Origin of the sequence: Xanthomonas albilineans (assembly GCF_009931595.1) — a bacterium.
In the GTDB taxonomy this organism is placed as follows: Bacteria; Pseudomonadota; Gammaproteobacteria; order Xanthomonadales; family Xanthomonadaceae; genus Xanthomonas_A; species Xanthomonas_A albilineans.
On the sequence record NZ_CP046570.1, the window covers coordinates 3,085,981 to 3,112,974 of the forward strand.

The window sequence follows — 26,994 nt, forward strand, 5'->3', positions numbered from 1 at the left end:
GGAAGTGGCCGTGCGCAAGGCCTGATGCATGCCTCCACGTGTGCGGGCGTGGCTCGACCAATCGAACGCAGCAAGCACGACGGGACGGGCGCTGCGACAACCATCCATCTTCCCGGCCAACACCCAACCACCTCAGGTTCGTCCGCCTTAGTCCGACCCAGCACAACCTCGCCTCAATCCGCATACCCCAACACCAACACCGCCAGCGGCGGCATGGTCAGAACCAGGGAGACGGGGTGACCGTGAACGCCGAGCGCCTCGCTACAAACATCGCCACCATTGCCGACGTTGCTACCGCCATAGATGGCGCTATCGGAGTTGAGCCATTCGTGCCAGCGGCCGGCACGGGGGACGCCGATACGATAACCATGGCGCACCTCAGGGGTGAAGTTGACCACCACCAGCACTGGGGCGTCGCCGTCACGCGCCTGACGCAGGTAGGCAAATACGCTGTTGCTGGCGTCATCGCCGATGACCCAGGCAAAGCCTTCGGGAACGTCGTCGCAGACGTGCAGCGCGGGATGCTCGACATAGAGCCGGTTGAGGTCGCGCACTAGGTACTGGATGCCGCGATGGCGCGGGTCGTCGCGCAGGTGCCAGGGTAAGGCAGCGTCGTGGTTCCATTCCGTGGGCTGGGCCAGTTCGCAGCCCATGAACAACAATTTGCGCCCCGGGTGGGTGTACATGAAGCCGAGGTAGGCGCGCAGGTTGGCGAAGCGCTGCCAGTCGTCGCCCGGCATGCGCCCGAGCAGGGAGCGTTTGCCGTGGACCACTTCGTCGTGGGAGATCGGCAGCATGAAGCGCTCGGAATAGGCGTAAACCATGCTGAAACGCAGTTCGTCGTGGTGGTGACCACGGTAGATCGGATCACGCGCGATGTACTGCAAGCTATCGTGCATCCAGCCCATGTTCCATTTGTAGTCGAAGCCCAGGCCACCGTGGGCGCGGTCGGCGGTGACGCCGGGCCAGGCGGTGGATTCTTCGGCGATAGTGATGGCACCGGGCGCATGCTCGGCCACCACCTGGTTGAGCCGACGCAGGAAGGCGATGCTCTCGTAGTTCTCGCGGCCACCATGATGGTTGGGCACCCACTCGCCGGCATTGCGGCTGTAGTCGCGGTAGAGCATGGAAGCCACGGCATCCACACGCAGGCCGTCGATGTGGTAGCGCTGCAGGAATTCCAGCGCACTGGCAATGAGGAAACCGGACACTTCGCAGCGTCCGTGGTTGTAGATCAGGGTATTCCAGTCGCGATGGAAGCCTTCGCGCGGGTCGGCGTGCTCGTACAGTGCGGTGCCGTCGAAGTGCGCCAGGCCATGCGCGTCGGTGGGGAAATGCGCGGGCACCCAGTCGATGATGACGCCGATGTCCTCACGGTGGCAGCGATCGACGAAACGCGCCAAGCCCTCCGGTGTGCCAAAGCGCGCCGTTGGCGCGAACAGCCCCAGCGGCTGGTAGCCCCAAGAGCCGCCGAACGGATACTCGGCAATCGGCATCAGTTCGATGTGGGTGAACCCCATCTCGGCGACATAAGGAATCAGCCGTGTGGCCAAGCCATCCCAGTCGAGTATGTGGCCGTCGTCGTCGTGCATCCACGCACCGGCGTGCACTTCGTAGACGCTGATCGGTGCCTGCGGGCCGTGGCGGCGCGCGCGCGCCGCCATCCAGGCGTCGTCATGCCACTGGAACGGCGTTGGGTCGGCGACGATGGAAGCGGTGCCAGGCGCCCGTTCGGCGCGCCGCGCAACCGGGTCGGCCTTCGCAGGCAATGCTTCGCCATCTGGGCCGCGCAAGGCGTATTTGTAATGCGTGCCTGGGCCGACGTCGGGCACGAACAGTTCCCATACGCCGACCTGGTGACGCAAGCGCATCGGGTGGCGGCGCGCATCCCAACCGTTGAAATCACCAATCACCGCCACGCGCGAGGCGTTCGGTGCCCACACCGCAAAGCGGGTACCACGCACGCCATCCACTTCCACTATGTTTGCACCAAGCGCGTCGGCCAGATGCAGATGGCGTCCCTCGCCGATCAGATGCAGGTCAAAATCGCTCAGTTGCGGGCCGAACGCGTAGGCGTCGGCCGTCTCCTGCTCGCCACCGGGCCAACGGATGCGCAAGCGGTAGTGACCAGCGTGCGACAAACGCGCATGGAAGAAGCCAGCTTCCGGCCCCTCCTGCAACGGCACATCGCGGCCGTCCTCGAACATGGCGATCACCGCTTCGGCTCCGGGCAGATAGCTACGCAGCACGTGCGCGTCGCCGAGACAATGCGCGCCCAACACGGCGAACGGATCGCGGTGCTGAGCGGTGGCGAAGGCGTGTTGCGTCGCCTCGTCCCAGACGTGCACGGCATCGCTCATCGAATCGACTCCTGGGGCGTGTGGGAAAGCGTTCGAGTATGCGTACACGGTTGTCGCAGCCACATGATCCACCATCGTCCCGTTGGCAACGGCTGCGCAGATCATGGCGCGCATACACAGAAGATGAGCGTCACCCATACGGCGTTACGCGCGCAGGCCCTTCCAGATACCGTGATCGTCACCACACACTGGCGCGACGACGCACTGGCTCCCGCCGACCTCGCGCCCAGCGCATTCAGGCGATGCAAAAGGGGGCGCCACACAGCTTCACCAGCGCATGCGCGTGGGGACGGCGACACCGCCGGTACCGACCGCACCGACGACGGCCAGGACTTTGCTGCACTGCAAAATGCGCGAAGGGTCACGACGGCGCAGGATATGCGACCTTTTGAACCCTTCCAACCGTCGTGGCGCTGTCTCCCCCCGACCACCACGCCACCCTGTCCAACACTACCGCCGCGCTTGGTGTACAGGCCGCGCGCTGGGTGCTGGACGCGCTGGCACTGCCTGCACTGACCGCCGTGCCTGCCCGGCTGTATCTGCGCGCCGGTCGCCGGGCCGCCTTCTTGCCTGTTCCCGGAGTCGCTGTATGAATTCCCGCCCGCTGTCCAACACCGCCGCCATCGCGGTGGTCAGCATGATCTTCTTCACCTGGGGCGGTCTGACCAGCCTCAACGACGTGTTGATCCCGCATCTGAAAGCCGTGTTTCAGATGAACTACGCGCAGTCGATGTTGATCCAGTTCACCTTCTTCGGCGCGTATTTTCTGATGTCGCTGCCATCTGGCGCGGTGGTGTCACGGGTCGGCTACAAGGCCAGTATCGTCATTGGCCTGATGGTGGCGGCGATCGGCGCGCTGATGTTCTTCCCGGCCGCGCGACTGCCGTCGTACCCGCTGTTCCTGACCGCGTTGTTCGTGCTCGCCAGCGGCATCACCCTGTTGCAGGTCGCGGCCAATCCATACATCAGCTTGCTTGGCGTAGCGGAAAAAGCCCCGAGCCGGCTCAACTTCGCGCAGGCGCTGAACTCGCTGGGCACCACCGTATTCCCGTGGTTGATCGGCCCGCTGATTCTGGCCGGCACGGTGCTCGGCGCCGATCAGCTGGCGGCGATGACGCCGGCGCAATTGTCGGCCTACCACATCGAGCAGGCGCGTTCGGTGCAGTTCCCCTATCTGATGCTCGCTGCTGGCTTGGTGGTGCTGGCGGTGTTCGTGCTGGTGATGCGTCTTCCGTCGCTGCGCGAAGAAGGCAATGCCGCCAGCACCGGCACACGACGCAGCGTGACGCAGACGGTGAAAGAATACGTCGACGTGCTCAACCACTGGCATTTGACCTGGGGGGTAGTGGCGATCTTCATGTACGTCGGTGCGGAAGTGTCGATCGGCAGTTTCCTGATCAACTACATCTCCGGCCCGACCACTGGCGGTCTCAGCGAAGCCGTCGCCAGCCGCTATCTGTCACTCTACTGGGGCGGGGCGATGGTCGGGCGCTTCGCCGGCGCGGCGCTGCTGCAGGTGATCCCGGCACGCAAGCTGCTCGCGTTATTCGCCGGCATCGCCTCGCTACTGCTCGTCACCAGCATGCTCAGCACTGGCCATGTAGCAATGTGGAGCGTGATCGCAATCGGCCTGTTCAACTCGATCATGTTCCCGACCATCTTCACCGTGGCGATCGAGCGCCTGGGGCTGATGACCAGCACGGCTTCCAGCCTGCTGATCATGAGCATCGTCGGCGGCGCCATCATACCGCTGGCGCAGGGTGCGCTAGCCGACGCGGTGGGTATCCAGCATGCCTTCGTGATCCCACTGCTGTGCTACACCTACATCCTCTGGTACGGCGTGCGCGGCTCGCGACTATCGGCCACCTTGTCGGCGACCGTTCCCGGCGCCGCGTCCATCAACCGCGTCATGCACTGATCTGATCCACGCCAGCCATGACGGCGGCGCGACCGCCACCGTCGTGCAGCCTGTGGCTTCCCCCTCCTCCGACCCTGTTTGCCAGCGCCCCCATGAATCTGCCCTCCACGCCGTTGCCCAACTTCGCCGACGCCACCGTGCTGCGCGCGCACATCGCCGACACCATGGCTTTTTACCACCCGCGTGCAATCGATCCGAACGGTGGTTTCTTTCACTACTTCCGCGATGACGGCAGCGTGTACGACGCCGGCCATCGCCATCTGGTCAGCAGCACCCGCTTCGTCTTCAACTACGCGATGGCGGCCAAGGAATTCGCCGACTCGCCGCTGGCCGCCGAGTACCTGGACGCCGCGCGCCATGGCCTACGTTACCTGCGCGACACCCATCGCGACGCCGCCAGCGGCGGCTACGTGTGGACCCTGCGCGACGGCGTCCCCGAGGACCGCACCCAGCACGCTTACGGCGCGGCTTTCGTGCTGCTGGCGTACGCCACCGCGAAGAAGGCCGGCCTCGACACCGATGCGTGGATGGAAGAAACCTGGCGACTGCTGGAAACGCGCTACTGGGATGACGCAGCCGGCCTATATCGCGACGAAGCGACGCCGGAATGGGTCTTCTCCAGCTATCGCGGCCAGAACGCCAACATGCACCTGTGCGAGGCGCTGATCGCGGCCTACGAGGCCAGCGCCGACACACGCTACCTGCAACGCGCGCTGCTGCTCGCCGACCACATCACCCGCCGGCAGGCAGCACTGGCCGGCGGCTTGGTGTGGGAGCACTACGACACCAATTGGCAAGTTGACTGGGACTATAACCGCGACAATCCCAAACATCTGTTTCGACCGTGGGGCTTCCAGCCCGGCCATCAAGTGGAGTGGTCGAAGCTGCTGGTGCTGCTGCACGGCCACTTGCAAGCATCCTCAAACGGCGCGCCGGCGTGGCTGCTGCCGACCGCAAGGCACCTGTTCGATACCGCGCTCACGCACGGCTGGGACGCACAACACGGTGGCATCGTCTACGGTTTCGCTTCCGGCAGCGCAAACGCGCCGGTGGTTGGCGTGCCCGACGTGGCAAAGGCCCCGACCTATTTCTGCGATGACGACAAATACTTCTGGGTACAGGCCGAAGCCATCGCCGCCGCCGCGCGGCTACTCGCCGCCACCGGCGATACGGCTTATCGCGCCACCTACGAAAAATTGTGGGCGTACTCCTGGACGCATCTCGTCGACCACCGCTATGGGGCTTGGTTCCGCATCCTCAGCCGCGACAACCGCAGTTATAGCGACGAGAAGAGCCCCGCCGGCAAGACCGACTACCACACCATGGGCGCCTGCCACGATGTGCTGACGGTGATGCGCAACAGCCACGCTTTCGCGTAAGCCGCGACGCGACCGCTGCAGGAGAGCGCGCTGCGGGTCCGTGCCGGAGCATCTGCTGGCGGCGTCCGGATGGAGTGCTGACGGCGCCTTGCCATGACGCGGCGGTGGCCTGTTGCATCGACACGCCGACCGCTGTCGCCGCTACGGAAATGCCGTTCGCCGACGCTGGCGTCCACTCTCCACTTACGGCCTGCGCCGCGATACGCGCCTACTTCAACAGTCGCCGCCGCGTCAGCCGCGACGGCGCCAGCACAGCCGGGCGAAGGTCACCCAGGCATGCAGCCAGATCGCCAGCCACACCGCCACGCGCACCGGCCAGGTGCGCGTCGGCGCCTCGAACTTGCGGAAGTAGCGCCACAAGCCACGATGCTTGTGCCATTCGACGAACCACGGTCGCTTGCGGCCGGAAACACCACGCACATGCAACACGCGCAAGGTGTTGACCACCGCCACCGTCGCCCCGGCCTCGCGTGCGCGCCGGCATAGGTCCAGATCCTCGGCATGCAGGCGATAACCTGCATCCCATCCGCCGATGCGCACGAACAACGTGCGCGGCAGCACCATCAGTGCGCCAGACAGCGCCGGCACACGCTGTACCGGCTGCGTTGGATCGGCCAACAACGCCAGCCGTGCACCGGACAGCGGATGCCGCAACATCGCCGCAAAATCCGGATCGCGACGGCGCACCGCCGCATCGACATTGCCCTGCGTGTCGACTTGCTCCACCCCCAGCAATGCCTCGCCGAGCGCAACCGCCCGCGCCCGCAGCAACGCCAACGTCTCCGGCTCGACCAGCAGGTCGGGATTGACGAACGCCAGCCACGGCGCATCGCTGGCTTCAGCCCCCTGGTTGCATGCAGTGGCGAATCCTGGGTTATCTGGATTGGCGACGAAGCGTACCCGCGAATCCTCCAGTGCATGACGCTGCACCAACTCCAGGGTGTCGTCGCGCGAAGCGTTGTCGACGACCCGGATCTGCCCCACTTCGGCGGCGGCGCGCAGCCGCTGCAGGCACGCATCGATGGTACTGCCGCTCTCGTAAGTCACCACCACCACCGCGATGGGTTGTTCGCGCAGGCTAGACATCGAACAGCATCCCTTGCGGATCCAGCGGCGACAGGGTGTCGTACCCACGCCGCAGTGCATCGCGGCAGGCGCGCAACGGATCGTGCATCAGGAATCCGGCCAGGCGCGCATGCCAGGCCGGCCAACGCGTCGCCAATGCCTCCATGTCGCCATCGGCGGCGCAACCTTCGGCACGCCGCGCGACGTGCGCCGTCTCGCACAGCACATTGCGCCAGCCGAGTCCTGCCATGCGCAGGGACAGATCGATCAGCGCCGCATACCAAGAACCGTAACTGCTGGCGTCCAATCCACCGACGCGCTGCCGCGCCGCGCCGCGCAAGACGACCGCATGGCACACCGCCGCTGGCAACTCCGGATGTAGCGGCGGCAATGCCGCGCAAGCGCGAGCCAGGCGTTCGGGATCCTCGGGCAACGGATTGATCTCGCCCAAGCGCGGCCACGCACACGTCTCGCCGGCATTGCTCCACGGCGTGCCACTGGCAATGGCGGCATCGCGCGCCAGGCACGCGCTCAAGTGCTGCAACCACCCCGGCAGCGGCTGCGCATCGGCCGCCAGCACCGCCACATCGGCGTCGGCACAAGCGCGCAACATCTCGTCCAGATGCGCCACCTCACCGAGCATGCACGCACGCCGGGTGTAGTCAGCCTGCAGGCGCGTGCGCGCCAGCCACGCCTCGATCACCCGGACACCACGCGGCCCGGCCTGCGCATCGTCGGCCAGCCATACCCGGGTGCCCACCGGCGTATTCGCCTCCAGCGCTCCCAGGCAGGCATCCAGCGCAACATCGTCGACACCGACAGGCACCAACACGATGGGCAGGCTCACCTGCGCTTACTTTTTGCCGGGCGCCGGGAGCGGCTGCATGGCCTTGAATTTTTGCCCGTACTCGTCGGTGAGATTGCGCGCTTCCTGCGGGTCGCGCACGATCGTCGGGGTCAACAGCACGATCACTTCGTTGCGGTTTTTCTGCTGACCCTTCTGTCCGAACAGCGCACCGATCACCGGCATCTTGCTGAGGAACGGCACGCCGAGACTGCTATCCACTGTGCTGTCGTTGATCAGGCCAGCCAGCATGATGGTATCGCCACTTTGCACCGCCGCTTCGGTCTTGACCCGGCGCGTATTGATGTCCACGTTGCAGGCCGAAGTGTTGACCACATTGGTCGTGCCGGCGGTACATGCGGCCGGCCGCGCGCTAGGCGTGCTCACTTCCTGCACGATATCCAAGAACACCATCCCGTCCTTGGTGACTCGCGGACGCACCTTGAGAATCACACCGGTATCGATGTACTGCACCGACGAATAACTGGAATCGATGCCGATCCCGGTATTGATCGAGGTGGAGTTAATCGGGATGCGCGTGCCCACATTGAGCGTGGCTTCGGCATTGTTGCGCACGAACACCGACGGCGTCTGCAGCAGCTTGAGGTTGGTGACCTTGTCCAGCGCGGTGATCACCGCCGCGGCGTTTCTGCCGAGGAAAGTCCAACCCACGCCATCACTGCCGATTTTGCCGGCGATGTCGCCCCATATCTTGCGACCGGCGGCGCTGGGCAGACCCGCACCACGACCAATCCCCGTCCCATTCGCCGCGCTCCCATCGGTGGACGCGTTGACCGAATTTTCGAAGAACCAATTGACCCCATACTGCAAATCGCCGGTCAGGCTGACCTCGGCCACCTGCGCTTCGATGTGCACCTGCATCGGCATCACGTCGAGCTTCTCGACCACGTCGCGAATGGAACGCCAAGCCTGCGGTGTGGAACGCACCAGCAGGGTATTGGTTTCCTCCACCGCCGCGACGCCGACCTTGTCGCCCTGCACTTCCAGAGTCACGCTGCCGTTGCCGGCGGTGCGCGGCGACAGTTGCAGGCCGCCATTCCCCAGCCCGCCGCCGCTGCCGATGCCACTGGAGGAACCACCGCCGCCCAAGGAATTGATATCGCTCCCGCTGCCACCCAGATTCCCGCCGCCGAAGCTGCTGTTACCGCCGCTCATGCTGAGGTCGCTACCGCCAAAACTGCCGCCGCCGTTCAACTGGTTCATCTGCATGCCGGGCATCAACGAAACATTGGGATCGCCGCGATTGCTGCCGCCCCCACCAAACACCTCGGACAAACGCTCGGCCAAATCTCTGGCCTTGATGTATTTGAGTTCGTAAGAGAACAGCCGTGCACCGCCGCCTGCACTGTCGATACGATCCAGCCATTCCTGGATCTGGTCCAGATAGCGCGCCTGCGGGGTGATCACCAACACCGCATTGACATTCTCCAGCGGCATGAAACGGAACATGCCGGCACTGGGCGTCTTGCTATTCTCGCCGAACACCTTCTCCAGGTCCGAGGCAACCTTATCCGCCTTACCGAACTGGATCGGAAACACACCCACCGACATCCCCGACAGCCAGTCCACATCGAAGATCTGCACAGTGCGCAGGTAATTTTCCAGCTCGACGCGGGTACCGCCCAGGGTGATGACATTGCGCGCGTTGTCGATCCCGACGATCGCATTCGGACGCGCGTAGGGTTCCAGCACCTTCTTCATCTCACTGGCGGAGATGAACTTCAGCGGCACCACCCGCACCTCGAAACCGCGCGCACTGGCAGGCGAGGCGCTGCTCGGCGCGACCGTGCCGGCCAGCGCCTGATCGGCGGGAACGATGTTGTAGCGACCGCCGCTGTAGACCATACGGGCGTTGTTCCAGCCCAGCACCATTTCCAACAGATTCAACGCCTGTGCCGGCGAGACCGGCTTGGGGGTCGCCAGGGTCACCGTCCCCTGCACGCCCGGCGCGATCACATAGTTCTGCCCGAGCATGTCGCCGAGAATCGCCTTGACCACCGCCTGCAGCGATTCGCCCTCGAAGTTGAACGTGGCGCTACCGCTTCTGGCATTGGCCAGCGACGGCGCCGGCGCGGAGGCAGCCGCGGAGTTGATCATGCTGCCGCTACCGTGATGGATCACCGGCGTCGCCCGCGCAGGGAACGCATCGGGATCGGCCTTGCCGCCCGCTGCAACAGACTGCGAGCTGCCAGCTTGACCGACATTGGAATTGATCGCGGCGCCACGGCGGACGTCGGGCGAGGGAGTGGTTGCGCAGCCGGCCACCAGGCCGATCGCGAGAAACAAGGAAAACAGGCGCGGCGTCATGCGATCACTCTTCAAGGGTTCTGGCCGGAGGGGGGGGTCTGGCTCTGTTGTTGCAATTGCCGGCGGCGGGCTTCGATCCGTTCACGGATCGCCTGCAACTGCTCGGATGATGGCCCCGAAGACGCCGCAGGCGGGGACGGCGTGGCTTGCACCGGGGGGGAGCCTGGCGGGGACGGCAGGTGCGGCGCGGGGACGGTGTTGGGCTGCACATTCGACACACCAGGCTGCGCAACCGGTGCGCGGGCACCGTGGCCGAGTACGGTCGGCGGCTGCCCGCCCTTGCCGTCGAACACCTTCAACTCCAGGGTCTGGGTGCCGCCACCGCCGCTGATCACCGCCCGACGCGGCTCCAGCGACAGCAGCCGCCAGCCCTGCACCGGATCGTGACCTTCCTGTAAGCGCAGCGATTCGCCATGCTCGGTGGTCAGCGTGGCCATCTTGAAGTCATCCGTGAGCAGCACCCCGGTCAAGCGCACCGTCGGCGCGGCTGTCTGACCGTTGTCGGCAGTGAGGAAAAATGGATGCGGTCGGCGGTCCTCGGCGAACACCGGGCGCGCGGCGATCTCGCCGTAGTGCGATAAATCGGCAAGCCGATCCGGTGCCGCCTTGGGCAAGGTGGGCAGGCTCGGAACCATGGCCGGGTCGTCGGGTAGCGGCGCGATGCGCTCGCCGAGACCCGCCAGGCCCAGTACCCAGATCAGCAGCCCCCACAGTGCCAGGGTTCCCAGCCATATGGTGCGCAGTCCCATCGCCTCAACCCGCATGACGGTCCACCGACTGGTGCGGTAACTGCTTGGGTGGTGTGTGTGGTGTAGGCGCTAAAGCCGGTGATACGGGTACCGCAGGCGCGGGCGCTGGAGTCGGCACAAGTTCGCCCGCCCCATCGCCAGCCGGGGTATCGACATCCATCACCGGCTCAGCAGTCGCCTGCGGCGCAGCCGCCGCCGATGCATCCGTCGATGCCGGCATGGCATTCGGCCGCAGGTAGCCAGCCAACTCGAACGCCACATCCAGACCGTTACCGCTTTCGCTCAGCGACAGCTGGTAGCGCTGCGCCATCACGTTGAGATTATCGATAAACAGCGCCGGCGTCCCGCTTTCCAGTGCGTGCAGCACCGCCGCTAATTCCGGAGTGCCGCAGCGCAGCCGCACCTGCACCGCGACGCGAGTGAAACGGTCGCGGCGGTTGTCGGCAGCCAATGGCGAGCGATTACTGATCGCGCAACTGCGGTTCCCCGGGCTCGCCGTGGCCACTGCGCTCTCCAGGCGCTGCACCAGGCCCGCCGAAGCCAACTCGGCCGAGGCCTCGCGCAAAAAACCTGGACGCGTCGCCAGTTCGCGCTCTGCCTGATGGAGCCGTTGCGTCACTTCCGGCGCCTGTTGCAGTTGCATACGCACGCGCAACTCGCGCTGGCGCAGGTCCTGGATCTGCACCTCGACCTCATGCATCGGCACGCTCCACCATGGATGCACCAGCGCCAGATAACTGATCACCAGCACCGCCAGCAGCAGCCCCAGCGCCAGCCAGCGATCGCGCTTATCGACCTGCACCGGCATCGGCGGCCTCCTTGTGCTTGCTCCCCACCAATGTGGCGGTGAGGGTGAAGCGGTCACGGTGGCTGCCCGGATCGGACTGCAGTACGCCGGTCAGGGAGGGCGCGTGCCACAACGGCGAGCCTTCCAGCCGACCAACCAGCGAGGACGCTTCGCTGCTGAGGCCAATCAGTTGCAACTGGTCCCCCTCGATCGAGAATTTTTCCAGATACGTACCCTCGGGAAGGCGCTTGCTCAATTCGTTCCAGACTTCCACTGCCGTCGGGTGCTCGGCGCGCAGTTGATCGAAAAACGCTGCGCCTTCGACCAGATCGACCAATTGCTGGCGCTGCGCGGCGACCGCGCGGGCGCGCTGCGCGCTACTATCCACCTGCATGCGTAGCTGTTGCAGTGCATCGCGGCGGTTATCGAGCAGTTGCCAGCCAGCCGCACACAACGCCAACAACGCGACGACGGCCAGAATCGCGTTCCAGCGCCGCATCGGATCGGCACGACGATAGCGCTGTTCCAACGGCAGCAGATTGACCCCCAGCGGCACCCCAACGGCATCGGCCACATCGATGCCGGCCAGGGTCGGACGCAACGCACCAGCAGCGACCTGCAGATCTTCCAGAACCGAGCGCGGAGCCACCACCAGTTCGGCATCGAGCTGGGCATCGTCGCGGTGACCGTCGGCGCGCACGTCGTAGATCACCTGGTCGGGCTGGAACGGGGTCTGCCGGTCGATCTCGAACTTAACCACCTCGTGCAGATGTTGGGCAGCCGCAACCGGCAGCCGCAACCGACGTTGCAACGCTGATGCCGCCGGCAGCAGCCATACCCGCGGCAGTGCGGCCAGCCGCGGCCCCAACACCGCATCCAGTTCGTCGGGCAGCAGCGGCCACGGCAAGGCCAGCGCCTGACCCAACTCGGCGTCGACCTGCCGCGCCAACATCAGTTGATCGTCCTGGCGCCATAGCAACAACCGCGCCTGCGACCAGCCCAGTTGCAGCTGCCAGCGCGGCGGCAGCCACGCCATCAGCGAGCGCTGCCACCAGGCCAACAGGCCACCGGCACCGGGGGCGAGGCGCAAGCCAATTTTTCCCATCGTGTCGCGCCACACCTTCATCGCACTGTCGATCCTTCTTCCCATCGCAGCACAGTGTAGGCGGAGCCAGGTAGCGGCGACGAGCCCAATCGCACGATTGCGCGTAGAACCGCCTCGCGCCCGTTCTCCAAACGCGCCCGACTTTCGACGCTGTAGGTGCCGCGCCCGGACGCCCCAATGCCTGGTGTCTGGTCGTTACGCTCGCGCTGCGCGAGCACCTGTTGCGCATCCATGCCCAGCGCAGTGAGCACCGGGGCCGGCGCGAACTCCGGGGCCGGGCGCAGAATTCCGCTATATAGCGTGACATTGGGCAATAGCTTGGCGTACAGCGCTGGGTCCATGCCCAGCACCAGTTGCAGTTCGTCCAGACTCTCGAACGGCGCATCCTTCGCACCATAGGGCAGGCCCGCGGCGGCATAGTCCGGATCCTCGGCACCACCGCCGGGCTGACTGAGATTATCCGGATCGCGCCAGTCCACGATCGCTCCGGCGATGCGCTGGGCACGCTGCGGGTCTTCGCCAACCGCGCGGATCAGTGCGGCAAGCAACGACGCATCGGCCTTGTTCACGTCGACCTTGCCGCTCTCGTCGGTCAGCCGCAGATCCACGGTGGCGTCGGCGTATTGCCAGCGATAACGGCGCCCATCGACACGCCAGCCCGGCTGCGTCGCGGTACTGGCGAGCCGGGTCAGCCCGTACTCCAGTCCGGCGCGGGCGCGCTCCTGCGCTTGCGCACCGTCGCCCAGCACCTTGCCTTCCAGACCTTCGGTGCGCGCGGTGAGTGCAAACGCGCCGATCAGCGCAGTGAGCAACGCGATCAACCACAGCACCAGCACCAGCGCCGCCCCGCGGCTCCGCTCCGATACCGGCTTCATTGGTGCCCCCCCGCCATGCCACCAGCCTGGCGCAGCGCGACCACCAACGGTGGCCACACGGTGCCGTCGCCGCCACGCAATTCGATCGAAACCAGTAGCGGCAGCGTGTCGATACGCGTCCAGCGCTCCTGCCAGGATCCGATCGTGCCGCGCTCGGGATCGATGCCGCGATAACGGAAGCGCACCTCGCGCAGATCCTCGGCCAACGGCTCGGGCGGACGCGGGGTGGATTCCGGCAACTGCTTGCCAGCCTGTACCTGCACCAAGGCGATAGCCAATTGCCGATGGTCGCCCTCGCCACTCACTTGCAGGTCGTGCAGATAGGGACCGCCACGGCCAAGATAGCTGGGCAGATCGGCCACGAACTGCATCCGCTGTGGCTCACCGACGAATCGCACCTGCTGCAACGTCTGCGGATCGATGTTCATGACCATCGGCTTGGCACCGCTCAGACGCTGACGCAGGAAGCCCTCCACCGCACGTATCTGCTCGCTGCGCCCAGCGATCGCCTCGCCACGGCCACTAATGGCGGTCGCCGAGCGCAAAGTGGCAAACGCAAGGGTGAGGCCGCCGACCAGCAACACCGTGGCAAGCAATACTTCGATCAGTGTGAAGCCACCGGCAGCGGCGCGACGGGGCGCAGAGGTCATAGCGGGATCCCCGCGGCCTGCGGATTGACCAGACGCAACGTCTGCCAGTGCAGCGCCTGCGCCGACGCATCGCCCCAACGCACCTGCAAATCCAGTTGCAACAACGTGGGAGCGCCCAGCGCCACGGCCGCATCCGGAGGGCGCCGTGGATCGACATAGGGCGCCACGTCCAGCGTCCAGTGAAAGCGGCCTTGCTCGAAGTCGCCCTGGGTGTGGCCGGGCTGCAGGGGCTGCTCCACTCCCTGCGCGGCCAGCAGCGACTGCGCATACAGCGTGGCGCGACTGAGCTGGTCGGCTCGCTGTACCTGGCGCGCCGCGCCGGACAGCGACCCCAGCAACAAGGTCAGCGCCAAGGCCAACAGCGCAAACGCCACAATCACCTCGATCAGGGTGTAGCCGCGTTGCCGTCTCATGGCCGATCCTGCTGCGGCGGCCGCCCCACCTTGACCGCGCCGGTGAGCCAGCTCACATCGATACGCCAAAGTGTCTGCCGCGCCTGCAGTTCGATGCGTCCGCCCGTGGCGGCGCCGTCTTCGAAGAACGCGATGGCACCTTGGCCTTCGCGCTGCTGAGCCTGACGCGCACCGCTGAAACGCACCGTCAGCGACGGCGGGATTTCGCCGTGACGGCCATTGGGCGCCTGCCAGGTGTGCATCTGCGGATCGATCAGAAACCGCTGTGGCTGTCCGGTGGCGATGGCCTGCGCACGCGTATAGCGCAACTGCGCAGCGATTTCCTTGGCCGCCGAGCGCAAACGCATCCCATCGATACCGCCACTCAAGACCGACGCGGCCAGAACCGCAGCCATCGCGATCAGACCGATCACCAGCAACATCTCCAGCAGCGACACGCCGCGCATGCGCGCACATGGCACCGCGACGCGCTCCCGCGCGCCCGAGCGCAGACCGCCGGCAAGGGCCTGAATCACGGCGTCGGATCACTCGTACTTGATATCCGCGTCGTAGCTGCTGCCGCCGGGCTGACCATCCTTGCCCAGGCTGATCAGATCGAACGGACGACCGTCGCCGGGCACCTTGTATTCGATCGGATGGCCCCATGGGTCGTTGAGTTCGGCAGGTTTGGCATACGGACCCAGCCAGCCATTGACACCGCCTGGCGCGGTGACCAGATCGTCGAGCTTGGATGGCAGCTTGCCGGTATCCAACTGGTAGTTGTCGATTTTGCCGGCCAGGGTCTGGATCTGCGACTTGGCCAGATTGGCCTTGCCGCGATCGGCACCACCGAGCACGCGGCTGCCAACCAGAGTCAGCACCGCGCCGATCAGCACGATGACGATGATGATTTCCAGCAGACTCATACCGGACTGTCGCGCGGCGGAGGGGGAACGGGTGATGGAGCGGAGATTTCGCATTGCCTCGGGTCCTTGCGGTGGAAAACCTATGTAGCCAAACGCGGTGAAAACGACAGCGGCCGTGCGCGGAACGTGCGGTTGCGCTTCACGCATACGGCCCGCGGGGAGCGCACGGCACCGCCGCCGTCTACGCACGAAACGCGGAAATCTGCATGCAAACTCCCGCATGAAGTGTGACAGGGCAGGCAGCCGAAGGTTCCCCTCGGGAATGGGCCAGCGTCACACTCCGTGATCGCGATACCGCACCGGACTTGGCCGGCGTGAACAGTGTCATATGCGCCATGGAACGTGCGTGATGCCTCACCCGATTGCATTGGTCAGGTCGTAGAGAGGCACGAGGACGGAGATGATCACCAGACCGACCACCGAGGCCAACACCAGGGTGATCGCCGGGACCATGGCCGCGAGCAGGCGATCGATCGCCTGCGCGGTCTCCTGTTCGAAGGTATCGGCGGTCTTCAGCAGCATGATGTCGAGGGCGCCGGACTCCTCGCCCACCTGAATCATCTGCAGTGCCAGCCGCGGGAAGCGCTTGCCCTTGGACAACGACGCCGACAAACCGTGGCCATTCTTCACGTCATCGGCCGCGGTACTGACATCCTCGATCAACGCCAAGTTCGACAACACGTTACGCGAGATGCCCAATGCCGCCAGCAGCGGCACGCCGTTGCGCAGCAGAGTACCCAGGGTACGGGTCAGCCGTGCTGTCTCCAGGCGTGCGATCAGTGCGCCGACGAAGCGTTGTCCGAGTAACCAGGCATCGAAGCTGGCCCGGAACGCCGGATCGCGACGTTTGCGGTCCACCACCAACACGGTCAGCGCGGGCACCACCAACAGCACGATCCACCAATCGCGCACGAACAGGCCCACGCTCAGCACCGCCTGGGTAAACCACGGCAAGGCGACATCCAGGCTCTCGTACATCTGCGCGAACTGCGGCACCACATAGCCGAGCAGGAACAACAGAGCACAGCCGACCACGCTGACCAAGATCGCCGGATAGATCAGCGCATTGATCACCCGGCCGCGCAATTCGCGGCTGCGTTCCAGGTATTCGGCCAGACGTTGCAGGGTATCGTGCAGACTGCCGCCCGCCTCGCCCGCCCGCACCATATTGATGTACAAGCGCGAGAACAAGCCATGTTGCCGTTCCAGCGCGGTGGACAGCGGCGCGCCGCCGCGCACGGCGTCGCGAATGTCGCCGATGGTACGTTTGGAGCGTTCGTCCTCGGGCAACTCCAACAGGATCGACAACGCGCGATCCAGCGGCTGACCGGCGCCGAGGAGGGTCGCCAATTGCTGTGTGAACTGCACCAGCGCGGCGCCGTCGAACGGTTTGGTGCGAAATAGGCCGCGCAGCGAAGTGCCGCCGCCCTCGGTGGCGAGCTTGGCCTGTATCGGCATATGCCCCTGTTCCTGCAGACGCAGCGCCACCTCCGCTTCGCTGGCGGCGTCCATCTGCCCTTCCAGAATCTCGCCGCGCGAATCGAGGGCTTTGTAACGGTACAGAGGCATCAGCAACGGAACTCGGGCGTCGAGAGTGGGGACACGGGCAAAAAGCCATGGACCATCACCGCAAACTTGCACCACAGGGACGGGACCACGCGCGTTTGCGCTCTTGCGCGACGCACCGCGCGCATCAAGTTTCCTCCGTCACGCGCAGCACTTCCTCGATCGTGGTCTGGCCGCTGAGCGCCTTGGCCAGGCCGTCCTCGTACATGGTCCGCATACCGGCCTCGCGCGCCAGTTGCTCGATCTCGCCCATGCCGGCGTGGCGCATCACCGCACGACGCAGCGCATCGTTCATCACCAGGAACTCCATGATGGTGGTCCGACCGACGTATCCGGTCGGCGCAATCGCCGAGGGTCTAGGGCGGTACAGGAAGATCTCGCCCTCCGGCTGCAACCGGCGCAGTTCGAATCGCTCGATTTCCTCCTGAGAGGCGGCATAGCGTTCGGCATGGGTCGGCTCCAGCCGCCGCACCAGACGCTGGGCGAGGATACCATTGATCGTGGAGGTGAGCAGGTAATCCTCCACCCCCATGTCCAGCAGGCGGGTAATGCCGCCGGCGGCGTTGTTGGTGTGCAGGGTGGACAGCACCAGATGGCCGGTGAGCGCGGACTGGATCGCGATACGTGCGGTTTCCAGGTCGCGCATTTCGCCGATCATGATGATGTCCGGGTCCTGGCGCACGATGCTGCGTAAGGCATGCGAGAAATCCAGGCCGATCTGCGGCTTGGCCTGAATCTGGTTGATGCCCTCGATCTGGTACTCGACCGGATCTTCGACAGTGATGATCTTGACGTCGGCGGTGTTGAGCTGGCTCAAGGCGGTGTACAACGTGGTGGTCTTGCCCGAGCCGGTCGGGCCGGTGACCAGCAGGATGCCGTGCGGCTGTTCCAGCACTTTGCGGAACTGCGGCAGGAAAGCATCGGTGAAGCCGAGCCGGTGGAAGTCGAACACCACCGTCTCGCGGTCGAGCAGGCGCATCACAACGCTTTCGCCATGCGCGGTCGGCACGGTGCTCACGCGCAGATCCAGTTCCTTGCCCTGCACGCGCAGCATGATGCGACCATCCTGCGGCAGACGGCGTTCAGCGATATTGAGCTTGGCCATGATTTTGACCCGGCTGATCACCGCCGCGGTCAGATTGGCCGGTGGGCTTTCGCCGTCGATCAGCACGCCATCCACGCGGTAGCGCACCTTCAGCCGGCTCTCGAACGGCTCGATGTGGATATCCGAGGCGCGCAACTCCACCGCGCGCTGAATCACCAGGTTCACCAGCCGGATCACCGGCGCTTCGGAGGCCAGATCGCGCAAGTGCTCGATGTCGTCGGTGGCGACGCTGTCGCCGTCGGCGGTCTCCACGATCGCGCCCATCGCGCTGCGACCCTGGCCGAACCAGCGTTCGATCAGGTCGTCGATCTCCGAGCGCAGCCCCACCCGTGGCAACACCCGCATGCCAGTGGCCAGGCCAACCGCGTCGGCGGCGTATGCGGTGTGCGGATCGGCCATCCACAACTCCAATGCGCCATCGCGCTCGCCCAGCGGACAGACGTGGAACTGTTTGAGGAAGCGCAGCGACAGCAGCTGCGCCTCGGATTGGGTCTCAGGCGCGGTGGCCGGCAGCTGCTTGGCGTCGAGCAACGGCAGGCCCAACACTTCGGCACTGACCTCGGCATGATCGCGCTCGGACACCAAGCCCAGCCGCGCTAACAGCGACAGCAGGTCGCCACCGGCTTCGCGCTGCAACTGGCGCGCACGTGCCAAATCGCTTTCCTTGAGCCGGCCCTTGGCCAGCAAGGCCGCAACGATGCGGGCTTCGGGCGTATCGCTGTCGACAGCAATGTCCTTCACGAGCGCGTTCACGCAATCTCTCCCAGATGACAGTCCACTTTAGCAGTTCGGCATGAGCCAACGCCGAACCACGTACCAATGGCAGCCGCTGTCTACTGCGGCATGCGGGAGCTAGATTGGCGCACCGAACGTCATCGCGGCGACACGCCAGACATATCACATGCCCACAGCATGGGCCGCAAACGCAGGAAACCCGGCCGAAGCCGGGTTTCCCGGGAACACCCGACGCCTCCTACGCCGAATGGATTTATTGACGCGCGACCAAGTTGACACCGTTGTAGTTGGTCTCTCCAACCAACTTGACGTAGTAGGTACCCGTCTTAGGCGTCGTGAAACGCACGGTCTCGTTGTTGCCTGGGCGGGTCGATTTGGCGTCGGCGTTGCTGGGACCCGGCTCCTTGCCGAAGCTCACATACAACGACACATTGCCGCTGCCAGCGTAGGTGAGGAAACTCAGCACCGAGCCGGCTTGGGCATCGAAGCTGTACAACACCTCGTTCCCCCCCGCGCCGGCCAGGCCGGTGAACGGCACGTTCCTGGTCAGTGCAATCGCCGGGAGCTTACATTTTTGGGTCTGCGGATCGCAGGGTTTTTGCAGCGTTCTGTCCAGTGCTGCCTTGGCATCGACAATCCCGGTGCCGATCGGCGTGCCGGAAGGGATCGACTCCGGGAACGGGCGCGCGGTCTGCTTGAGCAGGTTCTCCAGCGCAGACGGACTCAACGGCGGCTTGCCGGCCGCAATCACTGCGCTCTGCACCAGCGCCGCGACCGCAGTCACGTGCGGCGAGGCCATCGAGGTGCCGGCCATGCCCTTGTAGGTGTATGTGCCGGAAGTCGGCGTGGTCGCGCCGGTATAGCCGTTCTGCCAGATGTAGCCGCCCGGTTTGCCATCGATGGAGCCGCCGCCGCCCGGAGCGGACAGATCCACGGCCGGACCGTAGTTGGTGTAGTCGGTCATACCGCCAGTGATTCGGGTGGCGCCGACTGCAATCACATGCGCGCAACCAGCAGGACTGATATTGCTGGCATCGGCCGAGCTGTTGCCAGCCGCTACCACCACCGTGGTGCCGCGTGCCACCGCGCCGTTGATCGCATCCTGAGTGACTTGATCGCAGGAGCTACCGCCACCCAGGCTTATGTTGATGACCTCGGCTGGATTGGCATTGGCAGGCACGCCAACAACGGTGCCGCCCGAGGCCCAGGTGATCGCGTCGGCAATATCGGACAATTGGGCACCGCACTTACCAGCCACCCGCACAGGCAACAAAGTGACGTTCGGCGCGCCGCCCGCCATTCCGATGCCGTTATTCGTCGCCTCGGCGATGGTAGCGGCGACGTGGCTGCCGTGCCATGAGCTGGACTCGGCCGAGGAGCCGAAATAACACACGTTATCGTCCTCGATCCAGTCGCCGTAGTCCAGCGCACCAGGGACGCGTTCGTCGGTCTGACGCCGCGAGACCGCCGCATTGGTAATGAAATCGTAGCCTGGCAACAGGTTCACCGCGACATCCGGATGGTTCGGCAGAATGCCGGTATCCAGCACCGCGACCACCACGCCATCGCCCTTGGACAGCTGCCACGCGGCAGGCGCATTGATGCCGCCGGTAGGGTCGCTGAAGTGCCACTGATACTTGGCGTACAGCGGGTCGTTGGGCACGAACTGTGCCTGTGCCTGCGGCAGATCCAAGAGATGGAACATGGTATCGATCTGGGCGTATTGCACCGACGGGTCGGAGGCGATTTCCGCGACCACCTTATCGACGTCGGCCTTGCTCAGTTTGCCGGACAGGCGGATCACATCGGCGCCGATGCCCAGGGTGCGCACATACTCGGCATGCACGCTGGGCGCGACCGCGCGTGCAATGCCGTTGCCTTTGCCGTTGCTGGCACGGGACACCGCAGCCTGCACCGCCGACAGCTTGGCGGAGCGATCGAAGACTGCGGAGGTACCCGCCTTGTAGCGCACCAGAATGCGGTTGGAGGTCACCGCATCGGCAGGCGGGAGCGTTCTCGGCTGCTCGACCGGCAACGCCGATACAGCCGCCGCCGCGAACGCACCCGACGCCCCCAGCGACATGGCCAGCATGGCGGCGGCGATGACATTGATACGAAGATGTTGCTTGTCGATCACGATGGAATCCCCTTCAAAGTTACGTGGACCAGGCGACAATTGCGGCCTTGGCACTGCTTTGTTCCGAATCCGTTGGCCCGGCCACGCCAAGGTTCCGTGGTCTGCACTTTCGAGCCACTGCGTCGCGGACGGCGGCCATGCCACCGTCCGCGGTGGATCACCAACCGAAACCGGCACCAACCCCGACGGAACTGTCGTTGCGACTGAACGCGCCACCGATGGTCATCGTGGCGCGATCGCCGAACGCGCGTTGGTAACCCACCGACAAGGCCGATTGACCGTTCTGGAAACCGACGCCGGCGCCAAGACGGTTTTGGGTGCGGATACCCGCGGCGCTGGTGGCCATATTGAGCATGGCCGCGCTCATCGCGCCCTGACGGTCGATGCGACGGTCCTGATCGCGCAAACGTGCATCGACGTCGCCGCGCAGCATGTCGAAGCTATCGGCCATCGTGCCGAAACGCGCATCGGTGTAGGACTTGGCGCTCGCCATACCGTTATCGAGCTGGCTCTTGTTGACCGCATCCGTGGCCTGAGTCCCCGCAGCGACGTTGACAAGCTGACGTTCGTTACCGGCGCTGCCCACCGACACCGTCTGCGCACGGTCGGCAACCGAACCCTGCCCGAGCGCCACCGCGCCCTGCGCATTGACCGTGGCGCCCTGGCCCAACGCAGTCCCCGCAGTGGCGTTCACGCTTGCACCGGCCCCCATCGCCACGGCATTGGTCGCCACCGCCGCGATCTGACTGTTGGCGCCGACCGCTGTACTGCCGTCGGCATTGACCAGCGCATTACTGCCGATCGCGGTGTCGTTGGGGCCGCGCGCATAGGCGCTAGCGCCAATCGCCGTCCCAGTCGTGTCGACGGCGCGCGCCGCCGCCCCAATCGCAGCACCGCCGACCGTATCGACTGCCACAGCCTCACCGAACTGTGCGGCATGCGGGCTGCCGGATACCGGCGTCGCGGGGAACACCGCTCTCGGCACCGCCACCGCTGCCGAAGCAACCACCGCCGCCTGCTGCGCAGCAACCGGGTGCGCAGCCGCCAATCTCACGCTGCGCGCGGTGCTGGCGACACCGCCACTGCCGGCAGCGAGATCGCTGACCTTGCTGTCCAACGCCGTCAGCGCATCGCCGACATTGTGGTAGATGGCGCCCTGGATCACGTAAGTCGGCGCGACGAACAGCCCCTGCGCACCGAGGGCGGCACCGCCCCCAAGGAACGCCGCCATGCTGCTCAGGGACTGGTACATCTGGCTACCATTGATCGCCTCGGTACTGCCTAGCGCGATATTGCCAGCGGTCAAGTTGACGATGCGCCGCGTGGCGGGGCCGCCGCGGCCGTCGCCACTGCCCAGCGACACGGTGTCGGCCTGGTACACACGCGAACCGGCACCGAGTGCGACCGCATTGTCCGCCGACACACCGGCATTGGCGCCGAGCGCCACACCATCACTGCGACGGACAACGCTGTTGTACCCCATCGCCAGGCCGTTATCGCCGATGGCATTGGTTTGCAGGCCGATGGCGGTACTGCGCGCACCGGTCGCCGAACTGGCGGCGCCGGACGCGGTAGCACCAAGCCCAGTCGCCACACTACCGACGCCCATGGCAGAGCTGCGCAGGCCACTGGCGGTCGCGGCGGCACCCAGCGCAGTCGCACCGACGGCGCTGGCGGTCGTGGCACCATCGAGCACCTGCTTACCAGACGCATCGGTGTGGTACAGCGCACCGCCGAGCGCGGTGCTGGACTCCCCGCTGGCAGTGGCGTTGTAGCCGGAAGCGGTCGCGTAACGGGCGCCGGCAAGCGCACCACTGCCGAATGCCGAAGCGCCATCGCCGTGCGCCTTGGTCGCCTCACCTGCAGCGATCGCATCATTGCCCGCCACCTCGCTGCCGACAGCCTTCGTCGGATCGCTGCCGCTATTGCTCTTGAACTGTTGGCCGGTTGCGGCAGCGGCTTGTTTGACCACATTCAACTGCGCCACATTCACCGCATCGGTCGCCTCGGTGCCGGCGGCCACGCTGGTGATCTGCCGAGTGAGGCCGTTACCAACATCACCGATCGACACGCTGTTGTCGCGGCTGGCGTAAGAATGCGCCCCCAGCGCCACCGCACTTTTCGGCGCACGGCCGCGCGCATCGTCCAGCCACGTACCGACCCGTGCGCCGTCACCGATCGCAGTGGCATCGACGCCATATGCCGCAGAGTCCGTCCCGAGTGCGGTCCCGTTGACTCGAAAGTCCGAGGTCACCGAACGCGCGCCAAGCGCGATGCTGTTGTCGTTGCCGGCGGTGGAATTCTCGCCCAGCGCCATGCTGCCGTTGCCGGTGGCAAGTGCATAGCCCCCCAACGACACACTGTAAGGCGCGAACGATGCGGCGCTGTGACCGATCACCACCGAATCGATATTGCCGGGTCGATTGGGAAACACATTGGCGTTGTAGCCAAGCGCAATCGCATAGTTGGCCTGACTCTCAGCGCCCGCGCCCAACGCAACCCCACCGACGCCGGTCGCGGCGGTGATCGTCACGCCGTTGCCGGCGCTGGCCGCAGCGGTACTCACGCCACCCAGCGCCACGCTATCGGTTCCACTGGCAAGCGCATTCATGCCCATTGCCACGGTACTGGTCGCCGTCGCCCGCGCGCCGAAACCCACCGCAGCGGCGTAATCGCCTGCCGCACGCGTGTTGTAACCGATGGCCGTGCCCACATAGGCAGACACCTGCGAACGGCCACCGACCGCCGTGCCACCATCCTGGGAGGTTTGCGCTTGAAAGCCCAGCGCGGTGCTCTGAATGCCGCTCGCCGAGGTGCCAGCGCCGACCGCGGTCGAAAACTGACTCATCGCCTGCGCACCGCCACCGACCGCCGTGGCGTTAATGCCCATGGCTTGCGTGGTTTGCTGATGACTGCCGATGAGGTTGCCTAGATCGTCGTATTCGTACACCGTGGCGATGCCGCCAATCGCCGTGGCCGAGGCGCCGACGGCCGTGGCATTGCTGCCGACCGCACTGGCGTTGGCACCGTTGGCAACGGCGCTGCTACCCAGCGCAGAAGCACCGCTCCCAATAGCAGAACTGGCAGATCCCATCGCGGTGGCATAGTCACCGGTGGCCAACGCATCGGCACCGGCGGCGGTTGCCTGCGCGCCCTGCGCCAGCGCAGTGCCATCGCCATCACCGGCAAACAGACGCGCCGTGCCCTCGGCGACTTGCCGGACCGCATCGAGTTGATCCACATTCACCGCATCGGTCGCCTCGGTGCCGGCGGCCACGCTGGTGATCTGCCGGGTGAGACCGTTACCAACATCACCGATCGACACGCTATTGTCGCGGCTGGCGTAAGAATGTGCCCCCAGCGCGACCGCACTTTTCGGCGCGTGGTTGCGCGCATCATCCAGCCACGTGCCGACCCGCGCGCCGTCACCAATCGCAGTGGCATCGATGCCATACGCCCCACTATCGGCACCAAGCGCCGTCCCGTTGACCCGGAACGTCGAGGTATCCGCACGCGCGCCGAGCGCGATGCTGTTGTCGTTCCAGGCGCTGGAATTCTCGCCCAGCGCCATGCTGCCGTTGCCGCTGGCAAGGGCATAGCCCCCCAACGACACGCTGTAAGGCGCGAACGATGCGGCGCTGTGGCCGATCGCAACCGAATCGACGTTGCCCGGCAGGTTGGGAAACACATTGGTGTTGTAACCCAGCGCAATCGCATAGTTGGCCTGACTCTCAGCGCCCGCGCCCAACGCAACCCCACCGACGCCGGTCGCGGCGGCGATCGCCACGCCGTTGCCGGCGCTGGCGCCGGCGGTACTCACACCGCCCAGCGCCACGCTATCGATACCGCTGGCCAACGCATTCATGCCCATTGCCACGGTACTGGTCGCCGTCGCCCGCGCGCCAAAACCCACCGCAGCGGCGTAATCGCCCGCCGCACGCGTGTTGTAACCGATGGCCGTGCCCAGATAGGCGGACACCTGCGAACGGCCACCGACCGCCGTGCCACCATCCTGGGAGGTTTGCGCTTGAAAGCCCAGCGCGGTGCTCTGCACGCCGCTCGCCGAGGTGCCTGCGCCGACTGCGGTCGACAGCGGACTCATCGCCTGCGCGGCGCCACCGACCGCCGTGGCGTTAATGCCCATGGCTTGCGTGGTTTGCTGATGACTGCCGATGAGGTCGCCTAGATCGTCGTATTCGTACACCGTGGCGATGCCGCCAATCGCCGTGGCCGAGGCGCCGACGGCCGTGGCATTGCTGCCGACCGCACTGGCGTTGGCACCGTTGGCAACGGCGCTGCTACCCAGCGCAGAAGCACCGCTCCCAATAGCAGAACTGGCAGATCCCATCGCGGTGGCATAGTCACCGGTGGCCAACGCATCGGCACCGGCGGCGGTCGCCTGCGTGCCCTGTGCCAGCGCAGTGCCATCGCCATCACCGGCAAACAGACGCGCCGTGCCCTCGGCGACTTGCCGGACCGCATCGAGTTGATCCACATTCACCGCATCGGTCGCCTCGGTGCCGGCAGCCACGCTGGTGATCTGCCGGGTAAGACCGTTACCAACATCACCGATCGACACGCTGTTGTCGCGACTGGCGTAAGAATGCGCCCCCAGCGCGACCGCACTTTTCGGCGCGTGGTTGCGCGCATCATCCAGCCACGTGCCGACCCGCGCGCCGTCACCAATCGCAGTGGCATCGATGCCATACGCCCCACTATCGGCACCAAGCGCCGTCCCGTTGACCCGGAACGTCGAGGTATCCGCACGCGCGCCGAGCGCGATGCTGTTGTCGTTCCAGGCGCTGGAATTCTCGCCCAGCGCCATGCTGCCGTTGCCGCTGGCAAGGGCATAGCCCCCCAACGACACGCTGTAAGGCGCGAACGATGCGGCGCTGTGGCCGATCGCGACCGAATCGACGTTGCCCGGCCGGTTGGGAGACACATTGGCGTTGTAGCCCATTGCAATCGCGTAGTTCGCCTGACTCTCGGCGCCCGCGCCCAACGCAATTCCACCGATACCAGTCGCGGCGGTGATCGAAACGCTGTTGCCGGCGCTGGCCGCAGCGGTACTCACACCGCCCAGCGCCACGCTATCGGTACCGCTGGCCAACGCATTCATGCCCATTGCCACGGTACTGGTTGCCGTTGCCCGCGCGCCTTCGCCCACCGCAGCCGAGTAGTCGCCGGCAGCACGCGCGTCGTACCCCATTGCCGTGGCCAGAGAGCCGGCCGCCTTGGACAAACCACCGACAGCAGTGGCCCCATTTCGAAAGGTTTGCGCGTGATAGCCCAATGCTGTGCTTTGCACGCCGCTCGCGGAAGTGCCGGTGCCGACCGCAGTGGACAGCGGATCCAGCGCTCGCGCGCCGCCACCGACGGCAGTGGATGCGGTCCCTATGGCCTGAGTGGCTTGCTGATGACTGCCGATGATGACGCCTTGATCGTCGTATTCGTATACCTTGGCAATGCCGCCAATCGCCGTGGCCGAGACGCCGATGGCACTGGCATTGCTGCCTACGGCGGTTGCGTTATTCCCCAACGTCGTGGCACCGCTCCCCAGCGCGCTGCCGCCGCCGCCGATGGCTTTGGCACCTTCGCCGACGGCGACTGCATTGGCGCCTTCGACATAGGCACCGACATTGCTGTAGGCACTGCCACTGGACTGGAAGTACTTGGCGTTGGTCTCGGCGATCTGCCTCACCGTCTTGTGCTTGGTCTTAACGTACTTGGTCTTAAAGTACTTGACCTTACCGTGCTTGGCCGCATCAACGTGCTGCACGTTGACCGGATCGGTAACTGCGGCGATGCGGGCGCTATGGCGTTGCCCCTGAGCGACGGCGGCGCTGGCGGTTTGCAGCGACTGCGCCTGTCCGGGGACGGGGAGTACCGATACAGCGCCCCCCAACGCCATCACGATCGCCGCCGACAGGGTGAGCCCCTGAGCATGTCCGCCACGCCCGTCGCGTAGACGTGCCGCACGCGCGTCGCCACTGGCCAGTTCCGACGCCACGACCCACATCCCCAATGCTTTGTTCCAGACCTTGCGGTAAATCCGATTCATCGACGGCTGCTC

At 65.5% G+C, this 26,994-nt stretch carries 19 protein-coding genes; 3 read left to right on the plus strand and 16 right to left on the minus strand.

Going from position 1 to position 26,994, the window contains the following annotated elements; translation table 11 throughout:
- Positions 1-173: 173 nt before the first annotated feature.
- Positions 174-2,360, minus strand: a complete 2,187-nt coding sequence (glgB, locus tag XaFJ1_RS12895) for a 1,4-alpha-glucan branching protein GlgB (protein ID WP_012917119.1) — start codon at positions 2,358-2,360, stop codon at positions 174-176.
- Positions 2,361-2,767: 407 nt separating this feature from the next.
- On the opposite strand from glgB, the gene XaFJ1_RS12900 reads away from it, so the two are divergent.
- From XaFJ1_RS12900 to XaFJ1_RS12910, 3 genes are all read left to right on the plus strand, one after another.
- Entirely contained in the window at positions 2,768-2,953 is a 186-nt protein-coding gene (locus XaFJ1_RS12900) for a hypothetical protein (protein WP_045757017.1), read from the plus strand.
- Positions 2,950-4,278, plus strand: a complete 1,329-nt coding sequence (locus XaFJ1_RS12905) for a sugar MFS transporter (RefSeq protein ID WP_012917120.1) — start codon at positions 2,950-2,952, stop codon at positions 4,276-4,278. The genes XaFJ1_RS12900 and XaFJ1_RS12905 overlap by 4 nt, the downstream gene beginning before the upstream one ends.
- 92 nt (positions 4,279-4,370) lie before the next feature.
- Entirely contained in the window at positions 4,371-5,657 is a 1,287-nt protein-coding gene (locus tag XaFJ1_RS12910; RefSeq protein WP_161525197.1) for an AGE family epimerase/isomerase, read from the plus strand.
- A gap of 231 nt (positions 5,658-5,888) precedes the next feature.
- Here XaFJ1_RS12910 and XaFJ1_RS12915 read toward each other — a convergent pair whose 3' ends face one another.
- The 15 genes from XaFJ1_RS12915 to XaFJ1_RS12985 all read right to left on the minus strand — a co-directional run bounded on the left by XaFJ1_RS12915 (position 5,889) and on the right by XaFJ1_RS12985 (position 26,982).
- The gene (locus tag XaFJ1_RS12915) at positions 5,889-6,743 is read right to left on the minus strand and encodes a glycosyltransferase family 2 protein (protein WP_012917122.1); all 855 of its coding nucleotides are present in this window, start codon (positions 6,741-6,743) and stop codon (positions 5,889-5,891) included.
- Positions 6,736-7,569 carry a glycosyltransferase gene (locus XaFJ1_RS12920; protein WP_045757018.1) on the minus strand — a complete coding sequence of 278 codons (834 nt, stop codon included), beginning with the start codon at positions 7,567-7,569 and terminating at the stop codon, positions 6,736-6,738. The genes XaFJ1_RS12915 and XaFJ1_RS12920 overlap by 8 nt, the downstream gene beginning before the upstream one ends.
- Before the next feature lie 6 nt (positions 7,570-7,575).
- Positions 7,576-9,894, minus strand: coding sequence for a type II secretion system secretin GspD (gene gspD, locus XaFJ1_RS12925; RefSeq protein ID WP_012917124.1), 2,319 nt, complete (start codon positions 9,892-9,894; stop codon positions 7,576-7,578).
- An 11-nt stretch (positions 9,895-9,905) separates the two neighbouring features.
- Entirely contained in the window at positions 9,906-10,658 is a 753-nt protein-coding gene (gene xpsN / locus XaFJ1_RS12930) for a type II secretion system protein XpsN (protein ID WP_012917125.1), read from the minus strand.
- Complete coding sequence (gene gspM, locus XaFJ1_RS12935) at positions 10,648-11,451, minus strand: type II secretion system protein GspM (RefSeq protein WP_012917126.1); 804 nt, start codon at positions 11,449-11,451, stop codon at positions 10,648-10,650. The genes xpsN and gspM overlap by 11 nt, the downstream gene beginning before the upstream one ends.
- Positions 11,432-12,556, minus strand: a complete 1,125-nt coding sequence (locus XaFJ1_RS12940) for a PilN domain-containing protein (protein ID WP_012917127.1) — start codon at positions 12,554-12,556, stop codon at positions 11,432-11,434. The genes gspM and XaFJ1_RS12940 overlap by 20 nt, the downstream gene beginning before the upstream one ends.
- The gene (locus tag XaFJ1_RS12945) at positions 12,553-13,410 is read right to left on the minus strand and encodes a type II secretion system minor pseudopilin (protein ID WP_012917128.1); all 858 of its coding nucleotides are present in this window, start codon (positions 13,408-13,410) and stop codon (positions 12,553-12,555) included. The genes XaFJ1_RS12940 and XaFJ1_RS12945 overlap by 4 nt, the downstream gene beginning before the upstream one ends.
- Complete coding sequence (locus XaFJ1_RS12950) at positions 13,407-14,060, minus strand: type II secretion system protein J (RefSeq protein WP_012917129.1); 654 nt, start codon at positions 14,058-14,060, stop codon at positions 13,407-13,409. The genes XaFJ1_RS12945 and XaFJ1_RS12950 overlap by 4 nt, the downstream gene beginning before the upstream one ends.
- Positions 14,057-14,473, minus strand: coding sequence for a type II secretion system protein XpsI (gene xpsI / locus XaFJ1_RS12955; protein WP_012917130.1), 417 nt, complete (start codon positions 14,471-14,473; stop codon positions 14,057-14,059). Before xpsI ends, XaFJ1_RS12950 begins: the two co-directional genes overlap by 4 nt.
- Positions 14,470-14,919, minus strand: a complete 450-nt coding sequence (gene xpsH / locus XaFJ1_RS12960) for a type II secretion system protein XpsH (RefSeq protein ID WP_080928225.1) — start codon at positions 14,917-14,919, stop codon at positions 14,470-14,472. The genes xpsI and xpsH overlap by 4 nt, the downstream gene beginning before the upstream one ends.
- Positions 14,920-14,997: 78 nt before the next feature.
- Positions 14,998-15,432, minus strand: coding sequence for a type II secretion system major pseudopilin GspG (gene gspG / locus XaFJ1_RS12965; RefSeq protein ID WP_012917132.1), 435 nt, complete (start codon positions 15,430-15,432; stop codon positions 14,998-15,000).
- Between the two features lie 300 nt (positions 15,433-15,732).
- Positions 15,733-16,947 carry a type II secretion system protein XpsF gene (gene xpsF, locus XaFJ1_RS12970; RefSeq protein WP_012917133.1) on the minus strand — a complete coding sequence of 405 codons (1,215 nt, stop codon included), beginning with the start codon at positions 16,945-16,947 and terminating at the stop codon, positions 15,733-15,735.
- Positions 16,948-17,071: 124 nt separating this feature from the next.
- Positions 17,072-18,802, minus strand: a complete 1,731-nt coding sequence (gene gspE / locus XaFJ1_RS12975) for a type II secretion system ATPase GspE (RefSeq protein WP_012917134.1) — start codon at positions 18,800-18,802, stop codon at positions 17,072-17,074.
- 235 nt (positions 18,803-19,037) lie between these two features.
- Positions 19,038-20,876, minus strand: a complete 1,839-nt coding sequence (locus tag XaFJ1_RS12980; protein WP_301272311.1) for a S8 family peptidase — start codon at positions 20,874-20,876, stop codon at positions 19,038-19,040.
- A gap of 202 nt (positions 20,877-21,078) precedes the next feature.
- The gene (locus XaFJ1_RS12985; RefSeq protein WP_012917136.1) at positions 21,079-26,982 is read right to left on the minus strand and encodes an ESPR-type extended signal peptide-containing protein; all 5,904 of its coding nucleotides are present in this window, start codon (positions 26,980-26,982) and stop codon (positions 21,079-21,081) included.
- Positions 26,983-26,994: the final 12 nt, after the last annotated feature.